The organism is Nostoc sp. CHAB 5836 (genome assembly GCF_020829445.1).
Taxonomy (GTDB): Bacteria; Cyanobacteriota; Cyanobacteriia; order Cyanobacteriales; family Nostocaceae; genus Nostoc.
On the sequence record NZ_JAIVFV010000152.1, the window covers coordinates 1 to 16186 of the forward strand.

The window sequence follows — 16186 nt, forward strand, 5'->3', positions numbered from 1 at the left end:
AGATGTGCTAGCCAAGTGCTACGGTGGTGACATCAGTCGAAAGAAGAAACTTTTGCAGAAGCAAGCAAAAGGGAAAAAGCGGATGAAATCTGTAGGTACTGTAGACGTACCCCAGGAAGCTTTTATGGCAGTACTGCGGTTGGATCAAAGCTAATTTATTAAAACAGAATTCAGGAGTCAGGAGCCAGAATTCAGCTTGGGTATTTTGTGCGACTGGCGGATGAATCAAGGGGTTTAAGACCCCCACTAAATCTTCGATAAGCGTGGTCAACAAGATAGTGGCGGGTCTGAATCCCCCACTGTCTTGTTGACTCCTGAATCCTGACTCCTGAATTCTTCTTCAATGTTCCAATTCAAAACATTATGAGTCGCAAACAGACCAAAGAAGAACTCTTTGAGGCAGAGCAAAAGTATCGCACTCTTGTAGAGCAAATTCCGGGCGTTGTTTATATCTCACCGATTAATAACACTACTAAAGAAGCTTATATTAGTCCACAACTGCAACAATTATTGGGCATTGCCCCCGAAGATTGGAATCCTGGTTTGTTTAATAGTTGGTTAGATTACACTCATCCAGACGATCGCGATCGCCTTTGGCAAACTGTAAACACTACGATCGCCACCGGAAAGCCTTTCACTGTCGAGTATCGGATGATTAGGCCCGATGGCAGAATAATTTGGGTACGGGATCAAGCCAATTTGGTTCTCTGTGCCGATGGACAAACTCAGGTACTTCAGGGTTTAGTGTTTGATATTAGCGAACACAAACAGGCAGAAGCCACACTTAGCGATCGCTACAAAGCTGAAGAAGCATTGCGCTCAAGTCAAGACTTTCTGCAAAAGATTGCTAATACTGTACCGCATATTTTGTATCTATTTGACGTTTTCAAAGGAACAAGCATTTATCTGAACGAGCAAAGTGTTGCAGTTTTAGGCTATTCTGCCGAGGAAATTTGTCAAGCAGATCCGCAGTGGTTGATGAATTGCTTTCATCCAGACGACCAACACCTCTGCTATGATTTACCGAGTCGGTTTGTCAACCTTAAAGACAATGAAGTACTTTCTACTGAATACCGATTCCGACACAAAAATGGAGAATGGCGTTGGCTAAATACACGAGAAGTCGTATTTGCTAGAGATGTTAACGGCACTCCAACCCAGGTTCTTGGCTCAGTAGAGGACATTAACACTCGCAAACAAGCCGAAGTATTGCTGCGACAACAGGCAGAGAGGGAACGGCTAATTACGGAAGTAAGTCAACAGATTCGGCAATCACTGTATTTAGACGAGGTTCTGAATACAACAGTTAAAAGTATTCGAGAGTGTTTGGGTTCAGATTCTGTAGCTATCTACCAGTTAGAATCTAATGTAAGTGGCAATTTCGTGGCGAAATCAGTAAGTGATGACTACCCCCAGGGATTAGACCAGACAATCCACCCATTTTCGCTCAAACAAGATTTTAGTTACTATTACCAGGGATTACCTACAGTCCTGCATGATATTCAGGAGTCTGATTTTTCAGCCGATGTTTTTGAGTTATTGCAACTCTATCAGATTCAGGCTGCTATGGTAGTGCCGATTTTGAATGGGGAGAATCTGTGGGGTTTACTCATTGTTTACCAGTGCGGCACACCTCGTTATTGGCAAGGGTTTGAAGTTAATTTTTTGCAGCAGTTGGCAAGCCAGGTGGCGATCGCTATTCATCAATCAGTACTCTACCAGCAAGTGCAAGCTGCCAATGAAGAACTACAGAGATTGGCTACCCTAGATGGCTTGACTCAAATAGCCAATCGCCGCCGATTTGATCAATATCTTGAGGCTGAATGGCATCGACTCAAACGCCAGCAAGTGCCGCTTTCTTTAATTTTGTTCGATGTCGATTTCTTTAAACTCTACAATGATACCTATGGTCATTTAGTAGGGGATGATTGTTTGCGGCAATTAGCAAGTAGCGTGAAAAATATTGTTAAGCGTCCAGCCGATTTAGTCGCCCGTTACGGCGGGGAAGAATTTGCTGTGATTCTTCCTAGTACAAAGATTCAAGGAGCAATCTATGTAGCTCAAAGTATTCGACAAGCAGTGCGCGACTTGGCCATTCCCCACACTCAATCTAGCGTGTGCGATCGTGTTACCGTGAGTTTAGGCGTTGTCAGCATTGTGCCAAATTGCAAAATTTCTCCGCCATACTTGATTGATGCAGCTGACAAAGCACTTTATGTAGCCAAACAGCAAGGGCGTGATCGAGTTCATGCCGTTTGCATCTTTAATCCTTGTAAAAACCTGAGTTCAAAAACGGGCGCTCAATTGTCGTGACATACTCCCACACTGACTGCAAGCAGTACAGTGTGGGCATCTGTGCGACTCCCGGTATTCCGTCGGACAAAAACTCTCGCTTTGTTTAGAGTCTACGAGATGCCCCTTTGCAGACTTGAACAATAGAAAATGTTCATCACCTTTGTACTGTCAGAGTTTTACCTACCCACAGAAAGCGACTTTAATAAAGTCTAGTTACTGGGTAGAACCCATACTCTGAGTTTTCTTCGCGTTAGCGTCTCCCTTTGGGAGAAGGTAGAGCGCACAGGAAGTGGTTAGCTATTAATTTGATTTAACCTGTACTAAATTAAGTATAGCATAGTTACGTTGAATTGTCGTAACTATGTCAAGAAAACACAGGGTTGAAACAAGGCTTAACGATAGAGAATTGGCGCTGTTAAAACAGCTTGCAGAAACTTTAGATATACCGATGTCTGAGGCGTTGAGAACCCTAGTCCAAAGTTTGGCGATTCGTCGCCCACCCCACAAGATTGAATAATTTATTTATTGTCAGTCCCTTAGATGAGGTTTAATAACCTTTGATAAGCTTTAACAAAATCACTGTTAAAAAATTTAAAAATTTTAGTAAAAGTACTCACTGCATTCGCCAGACTTGTATTTTTAGGTAAATGTAGTTTGTGAGATATTTGTAAAGTGTCGGGGAGTCTAGTAGATGAAGATACTGGTACTGAGTTGGGAGTTTCCACCCAGGATTGTTGGGGGAATTGCGCGTCATGTAGCGGAGTTATACCCGGAACTGGTAAAGCTAGGACATGAAGTCTACCTGATTACGGCGGAGTTTGGTCAAGCATCGATGTATGAGGTGGTTGAGGGAGTAAAGGTGCATCGAGTGCCAGTTGGATATAGTAACGACTTTTTCCACTGGATAGTCAATCTTAACCTGAGCATGGGGCATCAGGGTGGGAAGTTGATCTTGGAGGAAGGGCCCTTTGATTTAATTCATGCCCATGATTGGTTAGTGGGAGATGCGGCGATCGCTCTCAAGCATAATTTTAAAATACCACTAATTGCCACAATTCACGCTACAGAATACGGACGCTATAACGGTATTCACACAGACACTCAAGGTTATATAAATGGCAAAGAAACCTTGCTAGCTTACAACGCTTGGCGGATTATTGTTTGTAGCGACTATATGCGCCAAGAAGTAGAACGAGCGCTACACAGTCCTTGGGACAAAATCGATGTCATTTATAACGGGATCCGAGCCGAGAAGAAACAGCATCACATAGATTTTCATGCTCTGGATTTTCGCCGCCAATTTGCCACAGACAATGAGAAAATCGTTTACTACCTCGGTCGCATGACCTACGAAAAGGGTGTACCTATATTGCTGAATGCAGCACCTAAAATTCTTTCCCAAATGGGAGGTAATGTTAAATTTGTCATCGTCGGTGGCGGCAATACTAACCATCTCAAGAGCCAAGCCTGGGATTTGGGAATTTGGCATCATTGCTATTTTACAGGTTTTCTCTCCGATGAATACTTAGATAAATTCCAAACTGTGGCTGACTGTGCCGTTTTCCCCAGTCTTTACGAACCCTTTGGGATTGTGGCTTTGGAAAGCTTTGCTTCCCGTGTTCCGGTAGTAGTTTCTGATACTGGTGGTTTTCCAGAAGTGGTGCAACATACCAAAACAGGTATTGTTACCTGGGTAAACAATCCCGATTCTTTAGCTTGGGGAATTTTGGAAGTGTTGAGAAATCCAGGTTATCGCCAATGGCTGGTGGATAACGCTTATGAAGATTTAGAGCGGCGCTTTAGCTGGCCGAAATTAGCCAAGCAAACCGAGGAAGTATATGAGCAAGTTGTACAAGAGCGATCGCAAATTGCCTGGTAATCAATCAACTATACTGTTTTATAACCAGAACTACAAACCCCAATAGGCTTGAGTTAAGGTTAAAACTCTTTGTCAAAGAGAAGGAAAAAATGTTTAACCCAAGCGTATTGCATTAGACATCTGGTGAAATTAAATATGCGTTACCCAGAACCCTTGTAGAGACGTAGCAGTGCTACGTCTCTACACTCTTTTTCACTCCTATGTCTATTATAGAAACGCGATAGTTCACCTCTATACAACAGTTTTACAATTAAACTGAATCAGCAAGGTCAACGCTTTACATAGAGTCATCTTCTGGAGATAAATTTAATTATGACACTTTCAACCGAGGTAAGTGCTACTTCAGGTACATCTGCGATCAAAGCCTCTACCCGTACTGGAATGGGAGCTATTCCCTACCAAGGAGGAACAGCCTTTCGGGTTTGGGCGCCATTTGCTTCAGCAGTTTATGTGGCTGGAGATTTTAATCAGAGGTCTACAACTGCAAATCCCCTCGCCTCTGAAAATAATGGATACTGGTCTGTAGATATTCCCGAAGCTAAAGAAGGTCAAAAGTACCGCTATCTGATTCAAAGTCCTTTCATCCCGGCTGATTCTCTGTGGTGGCGCACCGATCCCTACTGCAAACATGTCCTCGACAATGATGGCGCCGATGGTGTGATTGTCAGAGACCAGTTTGACTGGGGAAGCAATACCTTCAATATGCCACCCTGGAATGAATTGGTAATTTATGAGCTACACGTCGCTTCTTTTAATAGAACCAAAAACAAGCCGGGAGATTTCAGTTCAATTATTGATAAACTAGGCATCTTAAAAGACTTAGGCATCAATGCCATTGAACTGATGCCGATTTTTGGTTTTCCAGGGGAATACTCTCTAGGCTATAATCCTGCTTTTCCCTTTGATATCGAAAGCAATTATGGCGATCCTCGTGGATTTAAAAACTTTGTCAAAAAAGCCCATGAATTTGGCATAGCTGTGATTCTGGATGTAGTTTATAACCATTTTGGCGCAGGAGAACTAGATTATTCTCTACGGCGGTTTGATGGTTGGAATCAAAATAACGGGGACGGGATCTATTTCTACAATGACAGACGTGTGCAAACTGCTTTTGGCCCTCGCCCAGACTATGGTCGGGGTGAAGTGCGACAATATATCCGTGACAACGCTCTGATGTGGCTGGAAGAATATCAGATCGATGGTTTACGGTTTGATTCCACAGTCAACATTCGTAATATTGAGGGTAAGAACAACGATCCTGCCAATGATATTCCCGAAGGCTGGAGTTTGATGCAATGGATTAACAATGAAATAGATACCAAGATGCCGTGGAAGATTACCATTGCCGAAGACTTGCAAAACAACGAATGGATCAACCGTAGTACAGGGGCAGGGGGAGCAGGATTTGATTCTCAGTGGGGTAGCTTTTTTTATTATTCTATTTTGAATGCGGTGGTAGCTCCCACCGATAGCGATCGCAATATGTACAGCGTTCGGGACGCAATTTTGCAAAGGTTTGAAACCGATGCTTGGAAGCGAGTTATCTACAGCGAAAACCATGACGAAGTAGCCGAAATTAACCGTAAAGTCCGGCTCCCGGAAGCAATTTGGCGTGGTAATGCAGATAGTTGGTTTGCCCGCAAACGCTCTACTTTAGCAGCAGCTCTGGTTTTTACATCTCCTGGAATTCCGATGATTTTTCAAGGTCAGGAATTTTTGGAATGGGGAAGTTGGAGTGATTCTGGAACTTTAGATTGGAGCAAAAAAGATAAATTTAGTGGTATTTGGGATTTATATCAGTCGTTAATTCGTTTACGCCGCAACTGGTATAACAACACCAGAGGTTTGCGTGGACAGCATATTAATGTACATCATGTCAACAATAGCGACAAAGTTATTGCCTTCCATCGTTGGGACAACGGCGGGCCAGGGGATGATGTAGTTGTGATTGTGAATATGGGCGATCGCTCCTACGATAGCTATAGCCTGGGCTTTCCTGACGGCGGAACTTGGAGAGTGAGATTTAATAGCGACTGGAATGGCTACAGCCCAGATTTTGGCAACCATCCTGGTTATGACACCTTTGCAGATCGCAGCAATCCCAATGATCCCGATGGTATGCCCTTCCGTGCCAATGTTGGGATTGGGGCTTATAGCGTTTTAATTCTTTCTCAATAACAGGACTAAAGACTAGTACCGCAAGGCGGAAGTCAAAAGTCAAAAATCAAAAGTCACCCATGCTTTAATTTTAGGCTTTCTGGCTACTTTAAATGGTAGGTTTATTTCCGCCGACCTGTACTAGCAACTTTGGTTAATATAGACCAGATAAGGATTTTAAGCCTTTTTCCAACAAACAAGTGCAAGATCATAACATCTAGAGTCTCAAAACCTTTGCACAATCGTTAGCGTTGGCGCAGCCCGCCGTTCGCAAAGCGTCTCCAAGAGTTGGCATCGCTGGTATTTGGTTCATCCAACATATCTTTTCTCAACTAACAATATTTGACATTCATCACGCTTAATTTTTATGCTCATTAGCTTGTATTCGCTTTTTAAATTCAGCTAGTGATTGATCTTCGGTACTAACGACAACTCTACCCGGTTTTGCTCGTATAATACTAAGGTAGTGTTGAAATGCGTCTTCATCTTCAGGATGTTGTTTAACATAATTCCTTAATTCAAGTTCTGTTAATTGTTGATAGTTAGTGTTACTCATTGTATTATTTCCTCTCCGTTACTCAAAATTTCTACTTGAATTTCATTACCTACTAAAACAAAGATTCTTTGTGTACGTGTATCGTATCTGGTCATTTCAATATTTCTTAACAGATTACTTGCTTGTACACATATACGGAAAAAGGTCTTTAATTGTTCTGTGGTAGGCACTGGTTTATTTTACCTCTGTTTTTAAATTGTTTGCTTTAATAACGTAAGTTGCTAGTTACTGTCCCATAATGGTATAACTACTCCCTTCCCGCCAGAAGAATACCTAATTTTTTTTTACGAACCGCCATCGCGTAGCGTCTCCCCTTGGGAGAAGGACGCCAAGGACGCCAAGGAAGAGAGAGAAAAATCAATAGGTAATCTTGTAGGGGGAAGGGAATAAGATACAAAAATCCTATTTTTTAGTATTGCTAAATACTAAATTTTATAGCTTTGTACTTAAAAATAGGCGTTTTTTGATAACTAGCAACTTGGGTTAATAAGTGTTTGAACTAGTTCTGTTAATTTATCTATTTCGCTTCGGTTAACACAATCCGGTTCAAGTGTAATACCGAGATAACACCGCAAAGCATTGTTAACTACATCCGATTTAGATATCTGTAATTCGTCTGCTTTTTTCTTTAGTGCCTTAAATATGTCATCACTAGCGCAGAAAGTTTTGTTTTTAAGTGCAGCCATAGAAAGTACTGTGGTTAAGGCTTTTTCAAAAAATGGGATGTAATAGGGGTATACCCGCAATTACATAGATGCAGAAAAGTATAATAAGTAGTTGAGTATTTTTTTATTTGGAAGTCCCTAAAGCCAATAATCGCATTAATGCCCGCTTATTGACAAGATTTTAAGCGATCGCCCTAACCCCTGAAAAATCAATCAAACAATAAATTCTTGTTCTCCCGTTGATACATTAATTAAGGTTTTTGTCAAGAATAATTAAGATGCGTTTGCCCTGAGTAAGTAAGTTGGCGCTGTGATTCGTGCGGTGTCTAAAACGCTCAAAATTTAAGCTTGATAAAGGTTTGGGTAATAGCGATCGCACCGCTTGTGAGAAATGCGGGTATATTAGTCAGTTTTCCGGAAAAATTAAAGTTATTATTGTTTCCATAAACACCACTTCTTTGTATAGTCCAGCAAAGCAACTTGGATTGATTCCAAAATGCCAGTTGCTGCTATTTTTTTGTGACTTAATTGGGTCGATAAATATCTACCGGGAGAAAAATTCATGGCTGTTGAAATCTTACAAACAGACGACCAGTATGTACTAAACCACTGCACTAAATTTCTCGCCAGAGAGAATAAAGATCCTCGCCATAATTTTGGACAATTCACTGACGATGATCCACGCTCTCGCATTGCTGAACCTTGGCGATTTCCGATTATCGATAGTTACAGCAATGGCAAAGATTTTGTAAAAAGTTATTCTTCCAATGTAGTAACTTTCGTATATCAGCAACCAGGAGCAACGCCACCAAAAGATATTGCTGTGATTGGCACTTTTGCCAACCTTTATCAGCCAATTCCACTGAAGCCTGTTAACTTTATTGGGGAAGCTACAGGATATTATGCTTTATCGATTGTGATCCCGAAAGGAGAATTTCACACCTATAAATTTATCGTCGATGGACAGGCGATTATAGACCCCATAAATCCCCAACGCGCCCAGCTTGATAACGGTAAATTATGGTCAAGATTTTTTACCCAATTATGTACTGAGCCATTGAACTTTGAAGATTGGGAATTTGACATTGTAGCTCGGTTAGTAGATCATATTTTGCCTTTCCGAACTGAGGAAGGGGAAAACTTTTTGAACCGTTATTACAACTTTTTGGGCAAACAAGATAAACAAGTGCAATACGCCTATGCTTATCGTCTAGATGAATCTGTAGGAGCGGCAAACTTTATTGACAACATTTTAGCTAGGGAAGAAAATCATCATTTAATTGATTACAAAATTTGCTTAGGTCAAATTAATCGGATATTGAGACAGCGCAATCCCTACGTTGAGCCAAAAGATGTTTCTAAAGAGCTATACATTGACCTGTATAACGAAATGGCTACTAATAAAGTCAACGGTTGGAATTATCAGCAATATCAAGAACCCCGTTTCTTCCTCCAATTACTGCGCCGTCACACATTTACAGGTGCTTTTTCTCATCCTAAATATGGTGGAAATGTGGGAGGTACAGGTTGGGCTTATCTATCAGAAAGGTATAGAGATCAGAACGGCAAAACCCTATTTGATTGGCGCAAGGCGATAGAACCACCCCTTGGACTTAACAGTGATTATCGGGGTTAATTCATTTTCTCAGGAGAAGATATATGCAAACTGAATTTGATGTAGTGATCATTGGTAGTGGCGCTGGCGGTTCCCCTATTGCCTATACTTTAGCGAAGGCTGGGAAATCAGTGCTGATCCTCGAAAAAGGCCCACTATTTAGACCTCAGTATCAGAGTCTTCAGGGATTAAGTGACTTTAAGCGTGACGAATTGTTTGCTGATGGCCCAGAAAAGCGCATCCGCATTCCTGGAGTTGCTAATCTCAATGAAGCCTTTTATTCTAGCCACGTTGAACCAGATATTAACGACGAGCCACATATCTACCGCGATCGCGATGGACAAGATAGAGCCACAATCGAAGGCTATACAGCCCAAGTAGTCGGCGGTGGTACTCAAATTTATGGTGGTGTTTCCCTGCGGTTTACGCCTACCGATTTACGCCTACAAAGCTTTAATGCGGGACGTAGAGACTTGAAAAATGACCCCAATGGCGATGTGCAGAGAGAAGCGCGTGATTGGCCTGTCAGTTACAACGACCTAGAGCCGTACTATGTGAAAGCTGAATATCTTGTAGGTCTTAATGGCACCGCCGACAACCAACTCAAGCCTTTTAGTAAAGATAGTTATCAACCGCCCCTAGAACCTAACCCAATTAGCACCTATGCCAAGTTGGGTATGGACAAGCTAGGTGAACAATTGGGTGCTGGTAAGCCAATTAAGCCCTACCGCACACCCCTAGCGGTGATTACCCGCGATCATGAACCCAGTGGGCGCAAAGTTCCCAAAGACCCCGAAACCCTCAAAACCAGTTATGTGAACCGTTTCGGCTGTGCTTTGGGTGTGAAATCGAATACTTGGGTATCTTTACTCAGCCCGATCGCTAATTTACCAAACTTTGAAATTCGCACCAACTGTGTAGTCACCCATCTAGAAAGTGACGGGTCGAAAATCAGCCGAGTCGTGTACCGCGATCCTAGTGGGAAAACCCGCTTTGTTCAAGGAAAGTTGGTAATCGTAGCCTGTTCTGCCATTGAATCGATTCGCTTGCTGAAGCTGTCAGCACAGCTCAGTTCCGAATTCAATAAACGCATCAACCAAAATGATTTACTGGGTAAATACTTCCTTACCCACTGTTTTGGCGGTGCTAGCGCCCTCATGCCCACCCGCAGCGATAAAACTTTAGCCCTTGATGCAGATTGGGCAACCGATGCTTGCGCCACTGACGACTTTCTCAAAAGCAGAGGACTTTGGGCAGGTGGAGCAATTTACAACAATACTTCCGATCAAGCCTTGCCTATTTCTCTCGGACGTACCCACGGTAGTCGAGATTTAGACACCCTTTGGAAAGGCTTTATTGAGGATACCAGTTTAGCCGCTCAAGGGTTGACAGACTTTTTGGACAACAACATGGGTAGGGGCTTATCCGTCAGCTTTATGGCCAATCAAGTACCCCTGAAAACGAATCGAATTGAACTCCATCCCACAATTAAAGATAAATGGGGTCGTCCTGTGGCTCACATCATCAAAGAATGGCACAGCCACGACAGATATCTCATGGACACCTTAGCTCAAATGTGTGGCCAGATTTTGAAGCTGGGTGGAAACACAATTCCAGGCGAATTCAAATTTGAATTTCAAGGTCAGGGTGGCGTATACCTAGCAGAAAACGCCTTAGCAAGGATTGCTAACCACATTCTTGGGGGAGCAAGGTTTGGTAATGACCGCAAAGATTCAGTGCTAGACCGCAATTGCAAAGTTTGGGACTTTGATAATCTCTACGTCACCGATGGCTCATTTATGCCCACTTCGGGAGGCGCCAACCCCACCTTGACAATTCAGGCCAATTCTTTCCGGGTAGCTGACGAATTACTTAAGAGGCTTTAACTTTATGGATCCAGCATTTAACGATATTCAAACTAATCCGTGGAACGAGATTTTCAAAGTCGTCTTCTTTCCCGATCGCATTTACCATGCTGAATACCTCAACGCTACCCGCAGCCCCCGCTACCGTTACAACGTGCGAGAGGTTCGCAGTTATTTAGGTATCAATGCCCTGAAGGGAGAAGTATATCTCGATGGAAAGTTTATCAGTAATTTTCTGCGACTGGAATACAGAGGCAGTCGTTTAGTAGAGCAGGTACGCGAGAAAAAACGGTTGCTCAATAGTAGTGTGATTGCTTGGGTGAGGCTGTTACCCGAAGATGAAAGCAAAAAAGCAGAATCCAGGGTAAAGCTGCACTACTGCTCGTGGATTGATGCTTACGAGGTGGAAATTTGGGAAACCCTAGAAGCCCCCGCTACCAGCTACCACGATTTTCAGATTTTGGATCAGATGGGGCGTAACGGATCCATTACGCGAGTCAAGGCATTTAACCCAGCCTTGAAAGATATTAAAGCACTCAAGCAGATAGAATTGGCATTTCGTGAGAACGATCGCAATTTACCCACTGGCTACCAAATTAGTGATGCTGATGCAGCTTGGGATAACGACTATTCGCGATCGCACCAAGAACCCCGCACCCAAGAACCCAGTTCACCACAAAACACCATTGACGATCAAAATTACCTCATCAACTTCCAGCGCGGTTGGTTCTTACAAGCACCAGATATTAAACCTGTGCGCTACCGCAATGCCATGATGGATGGCGACAATGCAGATAGAGCAGACGACAACATTATTGATATGCGCTGGATTGTCCAACGGGAACTAGGCGGTTCCACAATCTTTTTCCACGAAGTGACAATTCCTCCTGGCAAAGTCGAAGGAACTCACCAACATATTGGTACGGAAGAATTGTATTACATCACCGAGGGAGAAGGCATTGCTTATATGCGCGTCGGCGACGATCCAGCAACCGATAAATACCCAACTGTAGAACGTCAAGTGATGGGACTGGGGAAACGCGAATTTAAAGAACTCCCGGTGAAATCAGGTAGTGTGATTTTTACTAAGAGTGGAGGGATGCATGGCATTCGTAACCCTGGTACAAAACCCCTAAAATTCGTTGCTTTCTTGTATCACACAATCTAATTTAAGTAGGTTGGCGCAATTAAAGTTAACTGGCTAAGGCTGTCATTCGTCATTTGTCATTAGTAAGGGTTTTAAGCTTATTTACGTTTCGTAACATACTTGAATTTTTTCGCACCAACGTACTTACACACCATGTTTATCCTTCATTCTGATAGTGTTTTTAAAGTTGATCCCAATACCCCCCCAGATTATAGTCGGGGTAATCCGTTGCTGAAATTGCTGAACTTTCTCGAACGCGCCCAACTAGCGGCTGAACGTGAATTCTATTTGAGTAGGGAGTTCCAGTACTTATTTCCCTATGAATCCCTGGTTTTATATGGGCCCCAGGGAAATGATGCCAATATTCTCGACCCGACTGTGCAGGACAATAAAACAGATTTCCAAAAGCAAAATGTCAAGGATTTTGTTAGTACCGACACCTTTTTGACTCGAGGTTTGGTGACTGTGGGAAACTGGACGGGGCCATTTTTGCGAGTTTCTTACCGTGGCGGCCCTGATACGAAACTATCCGTTGCTACCAACCATAAATTAGGGGAAAAAATTAAACTCTGGATAAAAGTAGCAGGTGTCGCAACTTCTACTTTGCTTTTGGTGCCGTATAATCCACTGAGCGATCGCTATGAAATTGAGCTTTGGGGTTATCCAGGCAATGATTTGCGAAGTCAGCTCGACGACAAGGGACGCAATGCCTTTGATCGCGGTGAACTCCAAGTACGTACTAACTTAGTACACGGCAGTATCGCAGACTTCAATCGGGAAGTATTAAGCGATCGCTATATAGTGGATGTTGTCCCCACAAACACCATGCATCCTGTGTTACCCCTTCATGTGGAACTTGCTTGGGCAGATTTTAGCGAAAAAATTTGGGACTCCCAAAATGGGGCAAACTACCACTACGAATTCAACATGATCCTCCGTGGATGGGATCACTTTTTGGGAACAGGTATCAGTCCTAACCCTCACGGTGGTATTGGCTTTTTGGAATATCGCAATTTGATGTCTAATTATGGGCGCTACTCTAGTAAACCGGAATTGGGTCGCCAGTTAAACTCATGGAACTTCAACGCCTCTGGTACTAAAAATCATGGCAACGGTTTTGAACGATTTTTTGCCGTAGATTACATGGATTTGCACATCCTCAATCCTAGCTGTGGGATTGGTTTACATCGCCATCGTGATAATCAGGAAGTTTTTCTGATGATGGATGGACAAGGCTTTATGGTAGTAGGTGATTGGTGCAAAATGCCAGAGCGAGAACGCTGCTTTGAAATCCGTACACTACAACCCGGACACTTTGCCATGCTAAAAGGTGGTAATCTCCACGCTTTAATGAATGCTACTGATGAACAAGTTTCTCTATTTATGTTTGGGGGATATGATTAATGCAAGTTGGGTAAGTAGGTTGGCGCAATTAAAGTTAACTGGTTAAGGCTGTCATTTGTCATTTGTCATTGGTCATTTGTCATTAGTAAGGATTTTAAGCTTATTTACGTTTCGTAACATACTTGAGTCTTTTCGCAGCAACGTACTTAGCATTACTAGAATTTTGCTCGGTGTTCCTAGTTATTTGGAATATTGGGTAAATATTCCCAGTCACAACCAACAAGCTAATCGTCATTCATTTTTCCAGAATGATTAGCTTGTAGTAAGGGCTTCAGCCCTGCTTTTATCCAACTTAAAAAGGGGGAAGAATCAAAGTCCAATTTTAAGGGTGGATTTAGGGGGATCTAAAACTTTTTGTTACCAACAAGAAAACTTTTCAAACATCCTCTCAGCTCGACTTTATCCAAAATTAAGAACTTGGCTCTCTTGATATGACCAAAGCCTAGCTTTTTGGCAAAAACTTTTTCCATGTCACTGATTATCGGTGAAATCGAAAAAGTAGAACTACCGTAGCACAGAGGTTTCAGCGTCAAGTTGAGCGTTGGCAAAAAATGGATAAAGTCGAGCTAAGGGACTGACAATAAATAAATTACCCAATCTTCTAGGGTGGGCGACATGAGCGCCCTTGTGTGTGGGCCCTCGTGTCGCCCACCCCACAATAAGTAGTTGAGTATTTTTTTATTTGTCAGTCCCTTAATTGTAGAAATTGGGAGAAAGTGCTGGTTTAGCCACCCCAAATTTTTTCTAAAACTGCGTTGGGTGAAATATCTGCCGTTTTACCCGTAGGGGATGCAATGGCTAGAAATTTCTCGTTTTTCGGCAACAACTTAACTGGATCGGTGGGCCCAAATAAGGCAATGGTATAAGTTTGGACAGCAACACTTAGTTGTAATCCTGCACTATCAGTAGACAACATCAAATTTGCTCCGGCAATTATGGCAGTTAACTTGCCAATATCATCTGGAGCAGTTACTTTGATACCTGGAGAAGACTCCAGAAGCGATCGCACAAACGGCTCATTATCAATTTCTCTAATCACCACCACAGGCAGATCTGGCTGCTTGTCTTGGAAGCCTTGAATAATTTGCTGCCAACTTTCGACAGGATAGATTTTATCCGGTTCTTCAGACTGGGATAACTGGCCAGAACCGCCATTAATCAAGATATAGCCTGTTTCATTTACCCCTAAACGTTTTTGTTCCTTTTGTGCCCACTCAATATCTGGTTTTGGTACATTTACTGCTAACTCTGGGACAGGGCTATTTATTTCCAATGGTTGCAGCAAATCGTGGTATACTCCTGCCCCATACTGGGATGGTTTAAATGGCACAGCATGGGTAAGAAAAACCGAACCTTTGCCTTTGTAACCAATACGTATGGGAATTCCCGTCAACCAAAGCAAAAGACCGAGCAACCAAATTTGCTTAACAGCAATGACAACATCGTATTCGCGATCGCGAATGTTGCCGACCAAGTTACCCCAATCTGCCAGACTGTTACGGTCATTAAAATCAAAGTTCAGCACCTCGTGAACTGACTTGCTCACTCGGTATGCAGCCTTTGACCGGGGTTCAACAACGACATCTATCTGAGCGTTAGGGTAATGGCGCTTCAGGTCATCTAGAGTCGGAAAGAAGAGAATTTGGTCGCCAATTCCGCCAGGTACAAGGGCTACTACTCGCATAATATTTATTGACGCTTACTCGCTACCTATTTTAGGGGAAAATATATAGCTTAAAGATTGAGGAATTCTGTGTATTTACTAATTCCAGCTGCCGGAATCGGAAAAAGAATGGGGAGTAACCGTAATAAACTCCTGTTGAAAGTGCGATCGCAACCAATTATTGCTTGGACTCTATTAGCCGCAGAAGCCGCCAGTACAATCACTTGGATCGGGATTATTTCTCAGCCTACGGATTGGCCAGACTTCAAAGCAATTCTCGCCGATCTGAAGCTGAGTAAACCAGTAGAATTAATTCAAGGCGGCTCCACCCGTCAAGAATCTGTTTACAATGGCTTGCAATCCCTGCCGGTAGGCGCAGAGCAAGTTTTGATTCACGATGGAGCCAGATGCCTAGCCACACCAGATTTATTTAACTCTTGTGCCGAGGCCGTTCGCCACTATCCCGGTTTAATTGCTGGTGTACCCGTCAAAGACACTATCAAAGTTGTCGATGAACAGGGCATAATTCAAGAAACACCCGACAGACGACAACTATGGGCAGCACAAACTCCCCAAGGATTTGATGTCAAGTTGTTGAAACAGTGCCACGCTGAAGGTGTTCGTCAAGGTTGGGAAGTAACTGACGACGCTGCTTTATTTGAAAAGTGCGGTATTCAAGTGCGAATTGTCGAGGGAGAGGAGACAAATTTAAAACTGACCACTCCACAAGATTTAGCGATCGCAGAATTTATTCTCACAAGTAGAGGTTTTTGAGGGAGATGAGGGGGATGAGGGGGATGAGGGAGATGAGGGAGATGAGGGAGATGAGGGAGATGAGGGAGATGAGGGAGATGAGGAAGATGAGGGAGATTAGGAGGAATTTACTCCCTTATCTCCCACTGCTCCCCCTGCTCCCCTATCTTCACCCATTTCTAGATGC

12 protein-coding genes are annotated in these 16186 nt (G+C 43.0%); 10 read left to right on the forward strand and 2 right to left on the reverse strand.

The window, feature by feature from the left end; translation table 11 throughout:
• The 5 genes from LC605_RS24275 to LC605_RS24295 form a co-directional block, all read left to right on the forward strand.
• On the forward strand, nt 1-154 hold a 154-nt coding region (locus LC605_RS24275; RefSeq protein ID WP_229550080.1), incomplete at its 5' end, for a hypothetical protein.
• Nucleotides 155-363: 209 nt separating this feature from the next.
• A complete protein-coding gene (locus LC605_RS24280) occupies nt 364-2313 on the forward strand; it encodes a diguanylate cyclase (protein ID WP_229550069.1) in 1950 nt (649 codons plus the stop codon).
• Nucleotides 2314-2656: 343 nt separating this feature from the next.
• Entirely contained in the window at nt 2657-2812 is a 156-nt protein-coding gene (locus LC605_RS24285) for a hypothetical protein (protein ID WP_229550070.1), read from the forward strand.
• 174 nt (nt 2813-2986) lie between these two features.
• Nucleotides 2987-4174 (forward strand): glycosyltransferase family 4 protein, encoded by a 1188-nt coding sequence (locus LC605_RS24290; RefSeq protein WP_229550071.1) that lies wholly within the window; start codon nt 2987-2989, stop codon nt 4172-4174.
• 312 nt (nt 4175-4486) lie between these two features.
• Nucleotides 4487-6352 (forward strand): alpha-amylase family glycosyl hydrolase, encoded by a 1866-nt coding sequence (locus LC605_RS24295; protein WP_229550072.1) that lies wholly within the window; start codon nt 4487-4489, stop codon nt 6350-6352.
• 337 nt (nt 6353-6689) lie between these two features.
• On the opposite strand, the gene LC605_RS24300 is transcribed toward LC605_RS24295, so the two are convergent.
• Nucleotides 6690-6887, reverse strand: a complete 198-nt coding sequence (locus tag LC605_RS24300; RefSeq protein WP_229550073.1) for a hypothetical protein — start codon at nt 6885-6887, stop codon at nt 6690-6692.
• Between the two features lie 1227 nt (nt 6888-8114).
• Here LC605_RS24300 and LC605_RS24305 point away from each other — a divergent pair.
• The 4 genes from LC605_RS24305 to LC605_RS24320 all read left to right on the forward strand — a co-directional run bounded on the left by LC605_RS24305 (nt 8115) and on the right by LC605_RS24320 (nt 13583).
• The gene (locus tag LC605_RS24305; protein ID WP_229550074.1) at nt 8115-9188 is read left to right on the forward strand and encodes a gluconate 2-dehydrogenase subunit 3 family protein; all 1074 of its coding nucleotides are present in this window, start codon (nt 8115-8117) and stop codon (nt 9186-9188) included.
• Nucleotides 9189-9211: 23 nt separating this feature from the next.
• The gene (locus LC605_RS24310; protein WP_229550075.1) at nt 9212-11053 is read left to right on the forward strand and encodes a GMC family oxidoreductase; all 1842 of its coding nucleotides are present in this window, start codon (nt 9212-9214) and stop codon (nt 11051-11053) included.
• Between the two features lie 4 nt (nt 11054-11057).
• Nucleotides 11058-12200 (forward strand): cupin domain-containing protein, encoded by a 1143-nt coding sequence (locus LC605_RS24315; protein WP_229550076.1) that lies wholly within the window; start codon nt 11058-11060, stop codon nt 12198-12200.
• Between the two features lie 132 nt (nt 12201-12332).
• Nucleotides 12333-13583 carry a cupin domain-containing protein gene (locus tag LC605_RS24320; protein WP_229550077.1) on the forward strand — a complete coding sequence of 417 codons (1251 nt, stop codon included), beginning with the start codon at nt 12333-12335 and terminating at the stop codon, nt 13581-13583.
• A 724-nt stretch (nt 13584-14307) separates the two neighbouring features.
• Here LC605_RS24320 and LC605_RS24325 read toward each other — a convergent pair.
• The gene (locus LC605_RS24325) at nt 14308-15267 is read right to left on the reverse strand and encodes a glycosyltransferase family 9 protein (protein WP_229550078.1); all 960 of its coding nucleotides are present in this window, start codon (nt 15265-15267) and stop codon (nt 14308-14310) included.
• Between the two features lie 69 nt (nt 15268-15336).
• Between LC605_RS24325 and ispD the strand changes: the two genes are divergently transcribed.
• Nucleotides 15337-16020, forward strand: a complete 684-nt coding sequence (ispD, locus tag LC605_RS24330) for a 2-C-methyl-D-erythritol 4-phosphate cytidylyltransferase (protein WP_229550079.1) — start codon at nt 15337-15339, stop codon at nt 16018-16020.
• Nucleotides 16021-16186: the final 166 nt, after the last annotated feature.

What these genes read in the sequence shown, in the direction of transcription:
- LC605_RS24280 (WP_229550069.1), top strand. Translation starts at nt 364, where the DNA reads ATGAGTCGCAAACAGACCAAAGAAGAACTCTTTGAGGCAGAGCAAAAG.
- LC605_RS24285 (WP_229550070.1), top strand. Translation starts at nt 2,657, where the DNA reads ATGTCAAGAAAACACAGGGTTGAAACAAGGCTTAACGATAGAGAATTG.
- LC605_RS24290 (WP_229550071.1), top strand. Translation starts at nt 2,987, where the DNA reads ATGAAGATACTGGTACTGAGTTGGGAGTTTCCACCCAGGATTGTTGGG.
- LC605_RS24295 (WP_229550072.1), top strand. Translation starts at nt 4,487, where the DNA reads ATGACACTTTCAACCGAGGTAAGTGCTACTTCAGGTACATCTGCGATC.
- LC605_RS24300 (WP_229550073.1), bottom strand. Translation starts at nt 6,887, where the DNA reads ATGAGTAACACTAACTATCAACAATTAACAGAACTTGAATTAAGGAAT.
- LC605_RS24305 (WP_229550074.1), top strand. Translation starts at nt 8,115, where the DNA reads ATGGCTGTTGAAATCTTACAAACAGACGACCAGTATGTACTAAACCAC.
- LC605_RS24310 (WP_229550075.1), top strand. Translation starts at nt 9,212, where the DNA reads ATGCAAACTGAATTTGATGTAGTGATCATTGGTAGTGGCGCTGGCGGT.
- LC605_RS24315 (WP_229550076.1), top strand. Translation starts at nt 11,058, where the DNA reads ATGGATCCAGCATTTAACGATATTCAAACTAATCCGTGGAACGAGATT.
- LC605_RS24320 (WP_229550077.1), top strand. Translation starts at nt 12,333, where the DNA reads ATGTTTATCCTTCATTCTGATAGTGTTTTTAAAGTTGATCCCAATACC.
- LC605_RS24325 (WP_229550078.1), bottom strand. Translation starts at nt 15,267, where the DNA reads ATGCGAGTAGTAGCCCTTGTACCTGGCGGAATTGGCGACCAAATTCTC.